This window comes from Moorena sp. SIO4A1, from assembly GCF_010672065.1.
Lineage (GTDB): Bacteria > Cyanobacteriota > Cyanobacteriia > Cyanobacteriales > Coleofasciculaceae > Moorena.
The window spans coordinates 1-18318 of record NZ_JAAHHX010000035.1 but is presented as its reverse complement, the minus strand read 5'-3'; the positions used below and the strand labels follow the sequence as shown (position 1 = coordinate 18318).

Genomic DNA, 18318 nt, shown 5'->3' with positions numbered 1-18318 from the left:
ACTTATGGAGTCTAGAAGTTCTATAGATATCGATATTAGCCAATACTTACTACTATTGAAACGTCGTTGGCTGCCAGCGGTTGCTATTTTCCTATTTACAGTTATCTCAGCGGCCTGGTCTACCTTGTTTCTCAAGCCTTCCTATGAAGCTGAAGGAAAACTACTGTTTAAGATAGACCGAACCGCTTTCTTGACTGGGTTGGGGGAGGAAATTGACCAATTACGCCCTCTGGTTGATGCCCAGAACCCTCTAAGTACTGAAGTTGAGGTGATTTATTCCCACCCGCTTCTGCAACAGATCATTGATCAACTAAACCTTACTGATAACGAAGGTCTACCTTTGGAACCGGAAGCCCTCAAAAGAAGGCTCACTATCAAAATTGTGGGTGGCACCGATGTGGTTAGGCTTTCCTACAAGGGTAAGAACTCAGAAAAAGGGGCGGCGGTGATCAATCAATTAATGAGGCTTTATATAGAGAATCAGATCCTATCCAAAAAGTCGGAAGCAGCAAAAGCCCGTGAGTTTATTACTAACCAACTTCCTCAAAGTGAAGCCAATGTCAGGCAAGCAGAAGCTGCTCTACGCCAATTTAAGGAACGCAATCAGGTTGTATCCCTCACAGAAGAATCCCGGTCTTTGGTAGCGGTGATGGCTGACTTAGACAGCCAAATTACCACAGTTCAAGCTCAACTTGAAGAAGCCAATGCCCAAGCTGCTGGCTTGAGAAACCAGGTGGGTCTTAATCCCCAGCAGGCAATTGCTATCAGTGCCCTGAGTCAGTCTACTTCAGTACAGGGCGTACTCCAAGAACTGCAAGAGGTTGAGCGGCAATTAGCGGTTGGGAAAAATCGTTACGGTAAAAATCACCCGGTCATGATTCGGCTGACCAAGCAGCAACGCTCCCTCAGAGGTCATTTACAACAGCAGATTGATCAAATACTAGGCTCACAGAGTCTGGCTGGTACTCAGATACAAATTACTCAAGGGCTTTTAGAAGTTGACCAGCTCAAACAAAAACTGATTAGCGATTTTATTGAATCAGAAGTCAAACGTCGAAGTTTAGCAGAAGGATTAGCAACTCTTGCTAAGGCTAGAATTGCCTATGAACAACGGGTCAATGTTCTTCCTCGGTTGGAGCAAACTCAGCAGCAGCTCGAACAACGAGTCCAAGCTGCGCGCTTGACCTATGAAACCCTGTTGAAAAATCTCAATGAATTAAAGGTCGCAGAAAACCAAGATACCGCTAATGCTCGCATCATTGAGCCAGCAATAGTCCCTAAAAAGCCCTTAGGTGATAAGAAAATAAAGGTGTTGGCTCTAGGGGTGATGTTGGGGGTCACACTGGCCACGACTGCTGTTTTGCTCTTGGAAATGAGAGACCGCTCTATCAAAACTCTCAAAGAAGTCAAGCAGTTATTAAGATATCCTGTGCTAGGGGTGATTCCAGTTTTCAAGCACAAGAAGCTATCCCGTCGTCGGGATGACCTATTTTTCGGAGGGGAATTGCCCGTAACAGACCAGCCTCATTCCATGGTGAGTGAAGTCTACCGGATGATTCAAGCGAATCTGAAATTTCTCAGGTCTGATCACCCACTTAAAGTTATTGTAGTCACTAGCTCCGTTTCCAAGGAAGGCAAATCTACCGTATCAGCAAACTTGGCCGCTGCTATGGCTCAACTGGGGCGTCGGGTTTTGCTGATTGATTCCGATATGCGTCACCCCTGTCAGCATTATATTTGGCAAGTAATGAATGTGGCCGGTTTGAGCCAGGTACTGATTGGTGAAGTGCCTCTAGAGCTTGCCATCTGTCAAGCCATGGAAAATCTTGATGTTCTCACTGCTGGGGTAATGCCTCCTAATCCTTTGGCACTCCTGGATTCAAAGCAAATGGCTTCCCTGATTGAGGAATGTTCAACCCAATATGACTTTGTGATTATTGATGCCCCACCCTTACTTCTGACTGCTGATGCCCTTTGCTTAAGTCCAATGACTGATGGCATGTTGTTGGTGGCTCGACCAGGTGTGCTGGATTTTGCTAATGCTAATGTGGCTAAACAAATGTTAGATAGTTCCGGTCAGACGGTTTTGGGTTTGGTGGCTAATGGTGTCATTCAAAAAGATGAATCGATTGGTTACTTTTACCAGTCACAGGAATACTTCGATTATGGCTCAGTCAGAAGATTGGCACAGCGTAAAGCTGAGACTAAAAAAACCTCGAAGGTTTCCCGGAGATGATTTAAAACTATGACTTATGACTAATCGCTATTCCCGAAAATCAAACAATATAAATTAATGATTTAATTTCCTGGATTAATCCAGACTATAACTAGACTAAAACCCTATTGTTTGATTAGTTACCTATTTTTTATTAGTTAACGCCCTTAGGAAATAACTACTTAAATTATTCTTAGTGAGAAATGAAACATTATATCAAATCCGGTTAATCACTTCCCAACCAAAATAATCCCTGGATGGGAATCGGGAATTACTAATCGGTAATCGTCAACTAGGTAATGATAAATTAATAATTACCAATTAATAATTACCAATTACCTGCTCCATAAGATGATGATTAGTCAACCAGACCTGCTCTTATGGATTAGCTTTACTTATATATAAAATCTAGAATATTACCATGAAAACCCCTGTAATTGCTATTGGACTGGATGCAGCTGACCCGCTATTGTTGGAGAAGTGGATGTCCCAAGGACATCTGAAGACCCTCAACAAAATACGGCAACAAGGAATCTATGGTCGCCTGAACAATACCGTTAACTACAACAATAAGACAGTTGAATTTTCATCCACTGAACCCTTGTGGGTAATGTTTTCTACCGGTTGTTTACCAGATAAAACCGGTTTTTGGGATACCATAAAATTTGATCCAGAAACTTATAAAGTAGTCTGCGACAAAATTTATAGTGGATACGATTATAAAGAGTATAATCCATTTTATGCCTTAGGGAATGACTACCGGGTTGCTGCCTTTGATGTACCAGTATCAGGACTGTCAGATCAAATTAATGGCTTACAAATTTTGGGTTGGGGGGGACATTATCCCTTTGTGCCAAGCCATTCCCAACCGCCGGAATTATTGCCCAATATTATTGCCCAATACGGCAAAAACCCAGTGCTCCATAAAGATAATGGTCGCTGGTGGGATCCAGTTTATTTTAAATGGATTCAGCAAGCTCTAAAAACTAGTATCTCCACTCGCTCAGAGATTTGCCGGGATTTACTTCAGCGTGAACCGTGGGACTTGTTCGTGACCGCTTTCGGTGAAACTCACAGTGCTGGTCATGACCTGTGGGACCGCAGCCAACCAGATCACCAGCTCTACCCTTACCAGAGCAAAAAGAATGGTAAGGCTGGAGACCCGATGCTGAAAATCTTTGAAGCGGTGGATGATGCGATCGCAAAAATTATCGCTGCTGCCCCTAAGGATGCCTATATCTTGTGTTTCGCAGTTCATGGCATGGCTGCCAATGTTACAGATTTGATGAGCATGATGTTCCTGCCAGAATTGCTCTATCGGTATAACTTCCCTGGCAAGTATGCCATTACTCCCAGCAAAATCGGAGTCACTCCCCCAGCACCAATTACTCGTCCAATCCGCAACTCTTGGCCAGGGGAAGTATGGCGAAAGATTTATGAACCCAATCCCATTAAGCAGTTGTTCAACACCTGGACCCATAAAGCCTTTTTACAATCTGGCCAGCACGGTTTACTCTCTCCTTATCCCCTCATGAAGCACAAGGTGCAATTGGGTTGGATGCCAGCTACTCTATATACTCCCCTCTGGCCCAAGATGAAAGCCTTTGCTTTACCCGCCTTTGCTGATGGACATATTCGCATCAACCTCAAAGGACGGGAACGAGATGGTATTGTTGACCCTTCCGAGTATGATGCTCTGTGCGATAACCTAACAGACTTCCTTTATCGCCTTACCGATGGCAGGACAGGAGAACCATTAGTTAAACAAGTAGTGCGCACCCATAACGTCGCCACAGATGATAACCCCAAACTGCCAGATGCTGACCTAGTAGTCGTATGGCACGAGTGTCCCACAGATGTAGTTGATAGTCCTGATGTGGGACGCATTGGTCCAATTACCTATAATCGTCCTGGTGGTCACCGAGCCAGAGGCTTTTTGATGGCAAGCGGACCAGGAATTACCCCCGGTTCTAGTTTGCCAGAAGCTCATCCTGTAGATATAGCGCCAACCATCTTGAGGTTGATGGGAGCACCGATTCCGGACTACTTTGATGGCAAATCTCTACTTAGTCCGAATTTATCTATCTCAGCCTGAGATATAAATCAAACCTAGGGATAGGGTTTAATTTCCCTATCTGGGTAATTCCTGAGCCTCTTAGATTCAGCCGGTTTAAGGGTGTGGATGCACTCTTAGCTGGCAAGATGCTATTAAGTTTAAACAATTTCATTCATTCCTTTAAGCTGTTGTGCATTTAAATTCAAAACAGCTTAGCAACTTTTACATACAGTATTATGAATACAAATTTATAATTACAATTTTTCAATATAAACCAGGGTTCATGAGAAAACTGTTGGCATTTTTTGAACCAATTTTCACTACTGTTTCCTTGGTGCTCTATTCAGGAGGAGTACTCACTGTAATTTTATCAGGAGGCAGAAGTGAGGGGGATGTCATACAAGAATTTGATTCCTCCCTCAGTAGATTGCTGTTCGTATTAATTTATCTCGTTACCTTTTTACTCCTAACACTACGGTGGAAAAAGGTACTTTATGTCCTCAGTAAAGATAGGTGGCTCAGTCTGTTGGTGGGGATAGCAGTAGTATCTATTTTCTGGTCTTCTGAACCAACAACGACCATCAACCGTGCTGTTGCCCTAATTGGCACAACTTTGTTTGGTGTTTACCTCGCCAGCCGCTACACCATCAAAGAACAGCTAGAAATGCTGGGTTGGGCGTTCGGAGTAGCAGTATTGCTCAGTTTTATGTTTATTGTGGCTCTGCCGAAATACGGGATTATGGGGGGAGTTCATGCTGGAACTTGGCGAGGAATATACGTCCATAAAAATGTTCTTGGCAAAGTCATGGTGCCCAGTGCAGTTGTATTTTTGCTCCTGGCTATTCGGGGCAAAAAAAATAATTTACTGTTCTGGGGGGGGTTTGGCTTTTCCGTAATTCTTTTACTATTTACAACTTCCAAAACTGCACTGGTTAGTCTTATAATTATGTTACTCTCTCTATATCTATACCGGATGTTACGGTGGCGATATGACCTACTGATTCCGACTATATTTGCCATGACAACATTCGGAGGCAGCGTCTTAATCTGGTTGTTAGATAATGCAGACGCTTTGCTAGGTGCAATCGGTAAGGATGCTACCTTGACCGGTCGTACAGAGCTATGGCCCTTCGTGTTGGACATGATTAATAAACAGCCGTGGCTCGGTTATGGCTATGGTTCATTCTGGAATGGCTTTAATGGTGAATCTGCCTATGTCTGGCGTGCAGTATTGTGGCCAGCTCCCAACGCCCACAACGGCTTGCTCGACCTATGGCTAGCTTTAGGAATCTTGGGAGTATCAATCTACCTAATTGGATTTAGTTTTAGTTTACTAAGAGCTATTGCTTGGCTTCGTGTAAGTAAAACATCAGAGAATCTCTGGCCATTATTGTTCTTAACCTATACCGTGTTAGCCAATATCACTGAGACGTCAGTGATGATACAAAACAATATCTTTTGGGTGCTCTACACATCTGTAGCTCTTTCGGTGCTTATTCCATTAGAGCGACAACCAAACCTATTGAAATGAACGAAAACTTTCAGTTATTAGTCAGCATTGTCATCAACAACTACAATTACGGTCAGTTTCTACCTCAAGCAATTGACAGTAGCCTGAGTCAGACTTATCCAAATACAGAAGTCATTGTGGTGGATGATGAGTCCACTGACAACTCTCAGGAGATTATCACTAGCTACGGTGATAAAATTATTCCTATCCTCAAGAAAAATGGTGGGCAAGCATCGGCACTCAATGCCGGTTTTTATGTCAGCCGTGGGGAGATTGTAATTTTTTTAGATGCTGATGATTACTTATTCCCTAATGCGGTGTCCGAAGTGGTCGCCGTTTGGAAACCAGGGGTAGTCCAGGTGCAATATCGTTTAGAGTTGGTCAATGCCCTTAGTGAATTCATTGGTATCTTTCCAGCTCCAGACATAAAATTTGATAGTGGCACCGTTTGGCCAATTTTGTTGGAGAAGGGAAAGTACAGCGGTACTGTAACCAGTGGCAATAGTTTTGCACGGTCAGCACTAGCTCAAATTTTTCCTATACCTGAATCTGACTTTACCATAGCTGCTGACGGCTATCTAGTCACCCTGAACCCATTTTATGGGCAAGTGGTATCGATTGAAAAACCCCTTGGGGCATACCGACAACATGGGAAGAATTTGTGGGCTTTTTCTAAGGGAACCATTCCCATTGAACGGTTTCGTCGGTCTATCAACCATGATTTTATCAAGTATAACTATTTAGTACGCAAGGCGACTGAGTTAGGCTATCACGTATGCCCGGATTTGAGCTTTCGTGACTCCAATCATTTGATTCACCGTATCGCTTCTTTACGACTAGATCCTCACCATCATCCTTTTGCTTCTGATTCCCCTTTAGTTTTAGCTTACAAAGGATATTGGTCAATCTGGAAATATTCTAAATTTAATTGGAAAAAGAAGCTACTCTGGAGTCATTGGTTACTGTGGGTAGGGATAATGCCCTATAGTATGGTAAAACCAGTAATTTATTGGCCGCTTAGTTCAGCATCTCGTCCTAAAATTATTCTATGGCTAGTGAAACTAATCCGCCAAGTGATACGCATATTGACGTATAAACAATCGACCTATTAACTCATGTTAAATAGAGCTTAAATTTCGGGTGCATCTCATCTTTGTAAAAACATCATTGATAAAGCATTCCATTTAAGTAAGCACAGCGTAAAAAAATAATCTTATTAACATTTTTAATATTCCATTGTGCTCCTGATAGTTTAACTCGCATTCCTATTTGCTTAATGCCCGATTCAATTGCTCCTGAACCTAGGGAACTAATTCGTTATATCTGATAGTAGTCATAGTTAATTATTCGATTTTTATGAGTTTCTATATAGTTGCAAAAATTTTGTGCTACTTTCTTTTTTAAGCCCCTAAATAACTCTAAATTCTCTGCCACTTTTCCTGACCAGAGTAACTTTTCGCCTTTTTTTAAACGTGTTAATGAACCTCCCACTTTATAAAGATTTTCCTTTAGATGATACCAATCCAATATTTCTCTTCTTTGATCGGGTTCTCCCAGGTCTTCAAATAAGTTCCAAATTCCTTGATGACCATCACCTGTACAAAAAAACGGATTGAGAAGTTTTTGACTATTTACCCAATCTATTAAAACTTGATTTTCTTGAAAAAATGCTCCTATATATGTTCCATTCAAACACACTGCTTTATAATCTTTCCATTCACAGGGCTTACCCTTTTCTTCTGTACGTAACCTGATTTTTCCTCCATCTAAGCTTACTTCTTGTATTCCTAATCTAGATTCTGGCAAGTCTAAATCTTGCTTTTGAACTAATCTCTGTAACGTACTATGTGAAATTTTGATTCCCGTCATTGCCCATAAATCTTCCTCAGCTCTCTTATAGGATTCATTTGCACAAATTATCAGAGCATTTTTTTCCAGTTTTGGACTCAATCGACTATGAGGCTTTAGCTCAAAATAATCCGCCTGTTTATCAGTGATTTCTACCTCTCCTAATATCGTTTTTATTCTTCGAGGTCTGCCAATTTTAACTTGACTGACTTCTGAAAAAAAAATTTAGCTATCTCTGGGGGAACTTCTTCTTGGATATAGTCTCTTAAGGTTGTTTCTAGATCCTCAAATCTTTGCTTATTTACTGGGGGTGTGTGGCGATATAAAAGTTGAGCGACAGCTTTTAAATGTTCTTTTAGCTCTTGCTTTTCTTCCGGACTCAAGTTCATAATTTTTAGTAATTTTTAAAAATAGGTTATTTCCAATCATATCATGATTTTGGTATTTTTGCAAAAGTGAGATGCACCCCTTAAATTCTTGGTATTATCTGGTTATTCATAATAACAAAAAATTAATTTATTATTAGCTAATTAGTTCAGACTCTCGTGCTCAAATTATGCTCTGGCTAGGGAAAATAATCCGTATTAATCCCTAGATTTGCGTAGTGCTGATCAGCAAACTTACTTAGGATAATCAGCAATATAGTCAATTGTTTTGTCGATTTTTATATAGGTAGAATTAATGGCGAAATAGCAGTGCCATATGACGAGAGAGTTGTTAGTGACTTTACCGAACTTTTTAATCATTGGAGCCCAAAAGGCTGGAACTACCTGGTTAGCCCATAATCTCAGGGAACATCCTGAGGTATTTATACCTGCAAATGAGATTCATTACTTTAATAAGAGGTATAATCTCAATCAAGGTATTGAATGGTATAAAAAACATTTTGCTGATGTTAATGGGAAAAAAGCAATTGGAGAAAAAACTCCTAATTACTTATGGATCGAACCATTGCCTGATGCCCAGGGTAAAGTCTACTATGACCCTCTCGAAGAAATTTCCTATTCCCATCGACTAATCTACGAGACATTGCCTGAAGCCAAACTTATTGTAGTCCTAAGAAATCCAGTTGAACGAGCCATTGCTGCTATAAATCACTTTATCAAAAATGGAGCTATATCTCTAAATTATGACCTTGATGACCTATTAATTGGTGATAAACAACCCCTAGTTGAGCGCTATGGCATCATCGATATGGGACGATATTATCGCCAACTGCAAGCCTACTATGAATACTTCGATCCTAAGCAAATGCTAATTCTAGTCTTTGAAGAAGACATTGCTCAAAACTCAGAGGATTCTATGAAAAAAGTTTGTGAATTCCTTGACATAGATTCTTCCTTTGATTTTAGTAAAAAGTCTAAGAAAGTCCATCAAAGCACTAGTTCACCAATTGCTCGTTATCTGGGAACCCGTTTCCCATTTATGCGTGGGTTGATCAATCGTGTTGATCAGCGCTTACCCTTACAACACCAAAAGCTTCGCCCCAGTCCATCAGCGATTCAAAAACTCTACACCATCTATGCCAATGACAATCAAAAGCTATTCAAATTATTGGGGCGGGAGATATCGGCATGGTATAGCAAAGAATTAGTGGGATTAAGCAGCTAGTCAGCCTAAGGGTGAGGATAATGAAAAATTAGCCATCTAAGCAGGAATAAATCAGATAATATATAAGTTGCCTTCAGAGGTATTATGATGCTAACTTTTATAGTAATATCTTTGATGGCAACTTGGTATAAGTCATACCAATTCCCTGATTGTCTTCTTAGTCTGGGTAATCAGAGATAATTTTCGATCAGTTACCAACTTGGCAGATAATCCTGGCAGCGAAAAGGTATGCTCCAAATTACTTGATATGAATTTTCAATCCCTCAAATCCAGGCTCATTGGCATATTTCAGAAATCCCTAGTACGTAACACCTTGTGGATGCTATTGGCTAAATTTCTGAAGATGATTGTCCAAGCCGCCTACTTCGTGATGATTGCTCGTACCCTCGGTGCTCAACAGTATGGTCTGTTTGCTAGTTTGACGGCTTTAGCGGCGATTATATCCCCTTTCGCCACCTGGGGGAGTGGAGATGTTTTAATTAAAAATGTTTCTAGAAACCGAGCCTTATTCAAGGAATACTGGGGCAATGCGCTGTTGATGATTTTTACCTCTAGTTTGGTGCTAATTGCCTTAGTTATGCTTATAGCTCCAGCTATTTTACCTAAAGAAACGTCGCCCCTGCTAATATTTTTGGTATTTTTGTCTGACTTACTCTTTTTGAAAATTTTAGCCACCGCTGGTCAGGCATTTATCGCGGTCAGTCAGCTTAAGCACACCGCCCAGATTCATTTTTTACTCAGTCTAAAAAACTTAGTGGCAACACTTTGTTTTGTCAGCTTCTTTCAGACATCAGATATTGTAGTTTGGGGAGCTTTATATCTGGCTAGTACAGCAATAGCAGCTGGGGTTGGATTTCTGATGGTACATCGGATGTTAGGAACTCCTAAATTGGCAATATCAAAGATCAAGCCGGAGATGCTTCAGGGATTCTACTTTTCTCTCAACCTTTGTGCTGAAACGGTTAACAACAATGTAGATAAAACCATGCTAGCGCGTCTTTCTACATTACAAGCTACAGGTATATATGCTGCTGCATACCGTTTAATTGATGTGGCATTTGTCCCTGTACAATCTCTGTTAGCGGCTTCCTATGCCAAGTTTTTTCAGAAGGGAGCCGCTGGCATCCAGGGAAGTCTCAATCTGGCCAAGCGTCTATCACCAATTGCTGGTATGTACGGAATAGCTGCTGGTATCGGGTTGTTTATCTCCGCTCCAATGGTACCCTACATTATAGGTGATGACTATAGGGAGGTAGTCAATGCCTTACGTTGGTTAGCACCGATACCGTTTTTTAAAGCCATGCAGTTTTTTGCGGCGGACACCCTGACTGGTGCTGGATTTCAAGGGTTGCGTAGTAGCATACAAGTAACGGCAGCTCTGTTGAACTTTTCGTTAAACCTTTGGTTAATTCCTCTGTATTCATGGAAGGGAGCTGCCTGGTCAAGTTTAACCTCAGATTCCTTGAGGATGCTCAGCTTATGGCTATTAGTGTTTGTCTTATATCGGCAAGAGGTGACTAGAAGCAAGCGCCTTCAAGAATCGGAACATTAATCTTTATCCCCTTTCTCTAAGAGGGATGTAACCTAAGATTGTTAGGTAATTGCTCATGGGTAATTGCTCATGGGTAATTGGTCATGGGTAATCGGTAATCGGATCACCATTACCCATGACCTTGGCTGATTTTTACAAAAAATTTGCTGTTACTTAGGATGAAATTTCACTTTCTTTAATAAAGCTTTACATAATTTTTACGGATATTCTCTTAGAATCAACTAGAGCTAGCAATAAGTCTCTGGCAAAGCCAATCAGCACGTTGGCTTGCTTTTAATTCCTACCTCGGACTTTTAACTAAAGTCTGGGTGAAATGCTATTGCTCGTACTTTTGACAAATCTCGTAAGGAATCAAAGATAGCCAGTGATCAACTAGACCGCCCTACTATGGCAGGTAGGAGTTAGGTAAATACTTAGTCTACAAGACTTTGCCTACTCCTCTTGATCAAGTAGTTCGTCCAGTGACCCTACAGTATTTATAGTGTATGACTAGCATCACCAAAATTCCTCAATTCTTGATGCAGTCGCTCATGGGGAGGGGCTGTGTGCGGAACCTGCGTCCGCACCTTGTAAGCCCCGTGGAAACCACGGCAGTCGCTCATGGGGGAGACCCCCAAGACCGCGCTGCCTCCCCAAGACCGCGCTGCATCGCTTCCAACCCCTGACTATTATATTGATCCGATGAATACAAAGGGGGATATTGCCGACAGATTTACGATTCATATCTTTTCAAAAATCTGAACTACTCAAAGCGTTTGATATTGCTTAAAAAATTAAGCTGTATTTAAATAGTGTTCTAGATATATCTAGTCAATATAAAGTAGGAAATTGTAGTAACTTTGGATAACTATTATTGATAATATAGTGATATTATACATTTTAAATCTGCCTAATTTATGGAACATCTAGGTTATTGAATAATTACAAGTCAGTGCTGATAATTATCATGATTAATTCTATAGCAGCAAACAACTGAGAGTAAGAGTAGCCGTATTATGAAGATTACATTAGTATGCCATGATATTCCCTATCCGCCCATCCATGGGGCGCGATTAGACATGTGGCGAAGGATAAAAGCTTTCTCTAATTTAGGGACTGAGCTACAAGTTATCTGCTGGTGTAGCCATACTCCAAAACCAGAGGAAGTCCTGGAAATTAGGAAGTATGCCAAGCAAGTTTTTTTGATAAAGTTTCCAAGGACACTCGGCTCTTTTATTCGGCGGATAATTGACTTACTCAAGTATCCTTTGGAAGTGACATCTAGAATTGTCAGAGGTAAAGAATTCAAGCTATTACTGTCTGATGTGGCTGCGTTTAATCCTGATGTCATCTTCCTAGATGGTATTCACGGTGGAGAAGTAGCAAGTCAGTTAAGTCAACACTTGAATCGGCTGCTGGTTATTCGCTCTCACAATATCGAGCATTTGTACTATAAGCGAAAACTTGCGTCTGCCAAAGGGTTCAACAAGTTCAAACGATATTTATCATTGTCTAACTTGGCAAATTATGAAACAAATTTACTAAAAAAGAGTACTTTATTTTACGATATATCCCTAGATGACCTAAATTTTTGGAGAAGTCAAGGATTGAAAAATGGTCGCTACTTAGCACCTCTGATTGAGTTTACTGAAGAGAATAGGGAAGCAATATCCAGAGATAAACTAAGCACCCATCCTGTCTATGATATCGTTTTTTTGGGTAACCTCTTTTCGGACAACAATGTAGCGGGAATAATCTGGTTTATTACCCAAGTTATGCCTATAATACGTTTGGCGTTACCAACATTTACTGTTTTAATAGCGGGTTCAAATCCTGTCCAGCACGTTAGGCAGCTATGTGAGGAAACTCCAGAAGTTGATCTGAAAATAAATCCAGTGTCTTCTGCAGAAGTATACAAGTCGGGGCGGGTTCTCATTAATCCAGTTTCCGCTGGGAGTGGCGTTAGTATAAAGTCCCTAGAAATGCTGGTTTCTGGTAGAGCGATTGTTTCCACACCACAGGGAATAGCAGGTCTACCAGAAGAGGTTCATCACTACTTTGAAATTGCTGTGGATAAGTCATCCTTTGCAGAAGCAATTATCCGATTTTTGTCCCATCCTGTCAGGGATAATGTTAATCCAGGTGTGCTTGAGGAATTGTTTGGTTCTAAAGCAATAGAAGGCGTGATTTCGGAAATAGATTCTCTGGTTTCACTTTCAAAGTATAACCAGTTAGCTCGATCTAAATCTTGATATAGCTAAATTTTGATATTTTTCATACTATTTTAGTGTTTAGTGTTGATTAAATTTTAGTTAGCATAGTTTTAGATAATTTTGATGGTTATATTTAAAAAAATACACCCCTAATTAATTGTTTTGTTTGATTTACCATCAATAAAAATATTAAATGTAAATTCAGTAAAATATAAATGAGAAAACAACGTTTAATTACTAAGACCAGCTACTATCTTACCTCGTGGTTTTTGAATCACTGGCAAGTTGGCAAACGCCCAATTTTGATTTTAGGTCATGGTCGCAGCGGTACCAGTTGGGTCGGGAAAACATTGTCCACCGCAAATCGTGCTATATACTACTACGAGCCATGTAATCCAGCTATTACTGGAAAAGGTAACATGGACACATGGTTCCAATATACACGACCTGGTGAGCGAGATGACTTGCTTGAAAATGCTTTTGATAATGTCTTCAAAGGTCTACCTTTTGGAGGCGGTTGGTACCGAGGTTTTTGGGCTAGAGCACTGCCTAATTATCAAATCATCGTGAAAGATGTAGCATCTCTGATGTCCATCGAGTGGGTTTTCAAGCGCTACAATCCCAAACTATTGGTAATTGTTCGACATCCTTGCCCTACCGTATTATCAGAAATTAACAAAGAAACTCCTGCTGAGCTTTCGCGAGATACTTTATTACATCAATCTAGCTTATTTGAAGATCATCTCGAACCCTACCGCTCAGTGATAGAGGCAGCAAAAACGCCAATAGAAATATTTGCAGCTATCTGGGCAGCAAGACATCGTGTTGTAGCCGATGCATTGTCTCGAAATCCTGAATGGTTATTGGTCTTTTATGAGGACTTATGCTTAGACCCTATTGGTAAGTTCAAACAGCTATTTGAGCAGTTTGAATTGCCATGGAATAGGCGGGTAGAAAAGCATGTACTCCAGAGTTCAACTAACAATATACCTGGTCGTTATTCCAAGGTACGTATAAGCAACCAACAAATAAATAAATGGAAACAAACGATGACCCAATCTGAAGTCGAGGTTGTGCGTAATTATGTTAAACTCTTCGATCTACCGTTTTATCAGTCTGATCAATTCTGGTCACTAGAAACCTGAGAATGTTTACGTTTTTTTAAAGCTATGAAGTAGTTTGCGGTAGACACCTTGACTGGTCCTGGATTTCAAGGTTTAGGTAGTAGCGTGAAAGTAACGGCAGCTCTAAAGTTAACCAAAGCTCAATGGAGTAGGTGAAATATGAAAATTATTGCTCAACCAGCCTTTAAAGATCGTGACAAAAACCCTTATACCTGGCTAGTTTACACCCACCTGGCTACTTTGGGGGTTGATGTCCATGAGTTTTCTCCTAAAAAATTGCTGATAAATCATTATTCTATCTGGCATCGGCACTGGCCAGAACGAAACTTAAATGAACCTAACTTCTTCAGAGCGATCGCAAAAACATTAGCTCTATTATTCTTGATGATTTTGGCTCGCTGGCGGGGAACAAAAATTGTCTGGACAGTACACAACTTAGCCTCTCATGAACAGCTTTACCCGCAACTAGAGGCTTGGTTCTGGAAAGTCTTTACAAGACAGTTGGATGGTTACATTAACCTTAGCAAAACTGGGATGAAAGCTGCCCAAGAGCGCTTCCCTCAGTTAAAGAATATTCCAGGTTTTGTAGTACCCCATGGTCACTACCGAGGGCAGTATCCGAATCAAGTCAGTTCTCAAGAAGCTCGCAATTACCTAGGAATTACCAATTCGGCGAAAGTATTGCTTTTGTTTGGCAGAATTAGACCTTACAAAAATGCTCCTCAATTGATTCGAGTTTTCCGAAAGTTGTTTGACTCAGAAGCCATACTCTACATTGTGGGTAGTCCAGAATTTACTGAATTAGCAGCAGAAATTGAAAGGGAATCCGCCCTAGATCAACGAGTGCGAATCAACCTAGATTTCATACCCCAAGACCATATGCAATGGTACTTCAGTGCTGCTGACTTAGTTATTTTGCCCTACCGCGAGATTTTAAACTCTGGTAGTGCTTTCTTAGCCCTCTCTTTTAACCGACCCATATTAGTTCCTAAAATTGGCGCTCTCCCTGAAGTTCAAGAGCAAGTTGGTGAAGAATGGGTCTATACCTATACAGGAGAAATTACTGATTATGACATTGAAAAAGCTTTAGATTGGGCATTAAACACTCCCCGTCCAGAACAAGCTCCTCTAGAGGCGTTTGATTGGCAAGAACTAGCCAATCAAACGATTAATGCCTACAATGAAATTGCCAGCTACTCCAGAAAAAGAAGGAAGAAATTGCAATAGCTGAACCAGAATCATCAATTTATTGATGCCTGCACAATTCGTGCGCTACCTCACTACATCAATTAGTTTTTTGGGGGAAAAAAAATGGGTTTAAAACCGTAAGCATAAGCTGAAAGCACCTCAAGTAGCGTGGCTATTCCCGTAGCGTGGCCTTTGACACCTCAAGTAGCACCTCAAGTAGCGCATATGCTTACGGTAAGCTGATCATTTTTATTGGTCTTATTGAGATAACTAAACCGATATTTTTTTACCAGAAATACCGGCATTTTTTCCCAAATAAGCTTTTTCTGCTATTTTGTCACCCCCTCAGGGATAAATGGCTGAAATAATTAAAGCTAAGCATATTACGTGATGGTTTCTAGGAGTAAAAACAAGTTAATGATTGGACGACGTGAATTATTACTGGGTTTAGGTAGCTTAGCCAGTGTAGGCCCTCTGACAAGGTGTCAATCTATGATACATAGTCACCAAATTCAAGCTATTGATGACCCGAAGCGAGACTTTGCAGTAGCTCAAGGAGCTTCTTTAAAAGAGCGTGCGGCGGCAAAAGGATTAATTTATGGAGCCGAGAGTCGATTCCCAGACTTATCCTCAAACCCAGCCTTAGCCACCCGTTTTGCTCAAGAGTGTGCCATGCTGGTTCCCGGATGGGGACTCAAGTGGTTTATTTCTACTCCTTCTTCCCCTCCCCTGTGCCCTCACCCCCATCAGTTTGACTTTACCGTTGGGGATTGGATGGCAGACTTTGCCCAGACTCATAGATTGCTGTTTCGGGGACATACCCTAGTTTGGCACATCTCGTTACCCCCTTGGTTTGAGGAGACAGTAAATCGCCAAAACGCTCAACAGTTCTTGGTTAGACATATTAAGACAGTGGCTGGGCGTTATGCTGGACAAATGCACTCCTGGGATGTTGTTAATGAAGCGATCGCTACCTTCCAAGGACGGGCAGATGGTTTACGCAAAACGCCATGGTTAAAATTTTTAGGTCCGAAATACATTGACCTAGCCTTTCGCATTGCGGCTGTTGCTGACCCCAAGGCAATGTTACTCTACAACGAGTATGGACTGAGTTATGATTCGAGTGATGAGCAAGCCAAGCGTAGGGCTGTCTTGAAGCTACTAGAGGGGTTGAAGTCTCAGGGAACCCCCTGTCATGCCCTGGGAATCCAGGCTCACTTGCGAGGGAATAAACGGATTAACCCCCAAAGCCTGCGGAAATTTCTCCGGGATGTGGCGAGTATGGGTTTTAAAATCTTGATTACTGAACTAGATGTCAGAGATGACAATTTACCAAAGGATGTGACTGTACGCGATCGCATGGTGGCTCAAGCTTATGAAGATTATCTGTCTGTGGTACTTGATGAGCCAGCAGTGATTGCAGTAGTGACCTGGGGATTTAGCGATCGCTACACATACTTAAGTAGCTTCCATCCCCGCTCAGATGGTGCCCCAGTGCGACCTCTACCTCTGGATGCAGATTTCAAGCCCAAGTTAGCCTGGAATGCGATCGCTCGTGCTTTTGATAATGCTCCTAAGCGTTGAATCATTAGACCTTTGGGGAAATTAACTTTCAGCTGAGATATCAATTGGGTTAATGGTTCATTTTCACGCTTATGTTTATATATAGCAGTTCTCAATTGGGTGAGGTAGAAAGTCCTGGGTTAATGGGAGTAGGGAGTAGGGAGTAGGGAGTAGAGATACAGCGGGGTCTTGGGGGACCTCCAAGACCGCACTGGCTCCCTTTGACCGCACTGGCTCCCTTTTACCACCCTGCATCGCTTTACGAACGACGTTTTGCTTGCTCAAAGGCTTGAGAAAGGTCCTCGAAAGAACAACCCAGTATTTCAACCAGGAGCCTGACGTGCTTTAAGCGTGGTTCGGCTTTGCCATTTTCCCAGTCACTAATCGTCGTAATGCTGACACCAACAGCAATAGCTAATTTCATTTGAGTCAGATTGGCATTTTCCCTGAGTTGTACCAGGGTAAGAGGTTGATCTTCTTGGCTTTTCATAATAAATTGTTTTTGTTCAAGAAAACTTGAACGCTTTGCTTAAATAGGGCTTGCGGATGAACTCTACATGTAGTTTTATAGTTACCCTCTAAAACCTACATGTCGTGTGTCGATGGCTAAATTGCGTAAGCCCTAATTAAAATAGGGCAGTTAACTTTGTTTTCTGCCCTTTTCTTGTTTGCCAGACAGCAGCAAGCAGTTTGGCTCTATCACATAGGGTTATTAGCTAGTTCAGTAAAATAGCTTACCACTAACCATACCGTAGATAAATTTTCTGTAAAATGTTTGCACCAAACAGCTAATATTCCCGAAGCTATGCCAAGCTAGAGGCAAATCATCGCGCAATCGAAAGTAAGCCGCTTCAACACCAGCAGACTTACCTGATCAGGGGAATCTAACCCGCAACTAGTCACGGTGACATTTCCCAAACCTCTCTATCGATTAGGTGTAGGCTTTTCGCCAACCCCAGCCATCGCTATTTCCTTACGGAAACGCTTCTGCGTTCGGGTATAAGGCAAGCTTTACTTATGACGGGATGCCCCAGCCAAATTTCTGATTTTGATTGCTCTATCCACAGGAGGTTTGATGTCTACTGTCGTTAACCGGTGCATTTTCGCCTTTGGTCATCAACTTTAATAGACTTTAATTCACCATTACTTGCTCGTCTATTATAACTGATTAGACAAAAAGTGAGAAGAATTAGACAAAAAATAAGCAGAACTGTCACGCTGTGTTCAATTCCACGCACAACTTAGTACATATGTACTAATGCAGCCGGTCATTAATCCTGCCCGCTCATTATGAGGGGCTGTAAGCCCTACGTAAGCGTCCGCACATGGGTTATATCAAATCCGGGTGTATACTTACTGTTAAGACAGAGCATGGTAAGTTTTATGCCCAAAAGGTTGACCCTGAAGCCCCACCTGAGTTGTGACGCCTTGGAACAGCGATAACGCGCGTGAAAAAGAC

General features: G+C 41.5%; 12 protein-coding genes and 1 pseudogene. 10 read left to right on the top strand and 3 right to left on the bottom strand.

Annotated elements, in window-relative coordinates; genetic code table 11:
- The first annotated feature begins 4 nt into the window (after positions 1-4).
- From F6K53_RS21945 to F6K53_RS21930, 4 genes are all read left to right on the top strand, one after another.
- The gene (locus tag F6K53_RS21945) at positions 5-2236 is read left to right on the top strand and encodes a polysaccharide biosynthesis tyrosine autokinase (RefSeq protein ID WP_293082211.1); all 2232 of its coding nucleotides are present in this window, start codon (positions 5-7) and stop codon (positions 2234-2236) included.
- Positions 2237-2636: 400 nt separating this feature from the next.
- Entirely contained in the window at positions 2637-4310 is a 1674-nt protein-coding gene (locus F6K53_RS21940) for an alkaline phosphatase family protein (RefSeq protein WP_293026485.1), read from the top strand.
- A gap of 244 nt (positions 4311-4554) precedes the next feature.
- The gene (locus F6K53_RS21935; RefSeq protein WP_293026483.1) at positions 4555-5802 is read left to right on the top strand and encodes an O-antigen ligase; all 1248 of its coding nucleotides are present in this window, start codon (positions 4555-4557) and stop codon (positions 5800-5802) included.
- Positions 5799-6893 (top strand): glycosyltransferase, encoded by a 1095-nt coding sequence (locus tag F6K53_RS21930; protein WP_293026481.1) that lies wholly within the window; start codon positions 5799-5801, stop codon positions 6891-6893. The genes F6K53_RS21935 and F6K53_RS21930 overlap by 4 nt, the downstream gene beginning before the upstream one ends.
- Before the next feature lie 52 nt (positions 6894-6945).
- On the opposite strand, the pseudogene F6K53_RS21925 reads toward F6K53_RS21930, so the two are convergent.
- Positions 6946-8018, bottom strand: a pseudogene (locus tag F6K53_RS21925) (ISKra4 family transposase).
- Between the two features lie 313 nt (positions 8019-8331).
- On the opposite strand from F6K53_RS21925, the gene F6K53_RS21920 reads away from it, so the two are divergent.
- The 6 genes from F6K53_RS21920 (at position 8332) to F6K53_RS21895 (ending at position 16880) form a co-directional block, all read left to right on the top strand.
- Positions 8332-9240, top strand: coding sequence for a sulfotransferase (locus F6K53_RS21920; protein ID WP_293024930.1), 909 nt, complete (start codon positions 8332-8334; stop codon positions 9238-9240).
- 247 nt (positions 9241-9487) lie between these two features.
- A complete protein-coding gene (locus tag F6K53_RS21915; RefSeq protein ID WP_293024928.1) occupies positions 9488-10792 on the top strand; it encodes an oligosaccharide flippase family protein in 1305 nt (434 codons plus the stop codon).
- Between the two features lie 995 nt (positions 10793-11787).
- Positions 11788-13023, top strand: a complete 1236-nt coding sequence (locus tag F6K53_RS21910) for a glycosyltransferase (RefSeq protein WP_293024926.1) — start codon at positions 11788-11790, stop codon at positions 13021-13023.
- Positions 13024-13199: 176 nt separating this feature from the next.
- Positions 13200-14129 (top strand): sulfotransferase, encoded by a 930-nt coding sequence (locus tag F6K53_RS21905; RefSeq protein WP_293024924.1) that lies wholly within the window; start codon positions 13200-13202, stop codon positions 14127-14129.
- A 138-nt stretch (positions 14130-14267) separates the two neighbouring features.
- Positions 14268-15335, top strand: coding sequence for a glycosyltransferase family 4 protein (locus F6K53_RS21900; RefSeq protein ID WP_293024922.1), 1068 nt, complete (start codon positions 14268-14270; stop codon positions 15333-15335).
- A gap of 453 nt (positions 15336-15788) precedes the next feature.
- On the top strand, positions 15789-16880 hold the full coding sequence (locus F6K53_RS21895) for an endo-1,4-beta-xylanase (protein ID WP_293024920.1): 1092 nt from the start codon (positions 15789-15791) through the stop codon (positions 16878-16880).
- Positions 16881-16955: 75 nt separating this feature from the next.
- Here the strand turns inward: F6K53_RS21895 and F6K53_RS21890 are convergent, their stop codons facing one another.
- Both F6K53_RS21890 and F6K53_RS21885 read right to left on the bottom strand, forming a co-directional pair.
- Entirely contained in the window at positions 16956-17144 is a 189-nt protein-coding gene (locus F6K53_RS21890) for a hypothetical protein (protein WP_293024918.1), read from the bottom strand.
- Complete coding sequence (locus F6K53_RS21885; protein ID WP_293024917.1) at positions 17119-17349, bottom strand: helix-turn-helix transcriptional regulator; 231 nt, start codon at positions 17347-17349, stop codon at positions 17119-17121. The genes F6K53_RS21890 and F6K53_RS21885 overlap by 26 nt, the downstream gene beginning before the upstream one ends.
- Between the last annotated feature and the right edge of the window lie 969 nt (positions 17350-18318).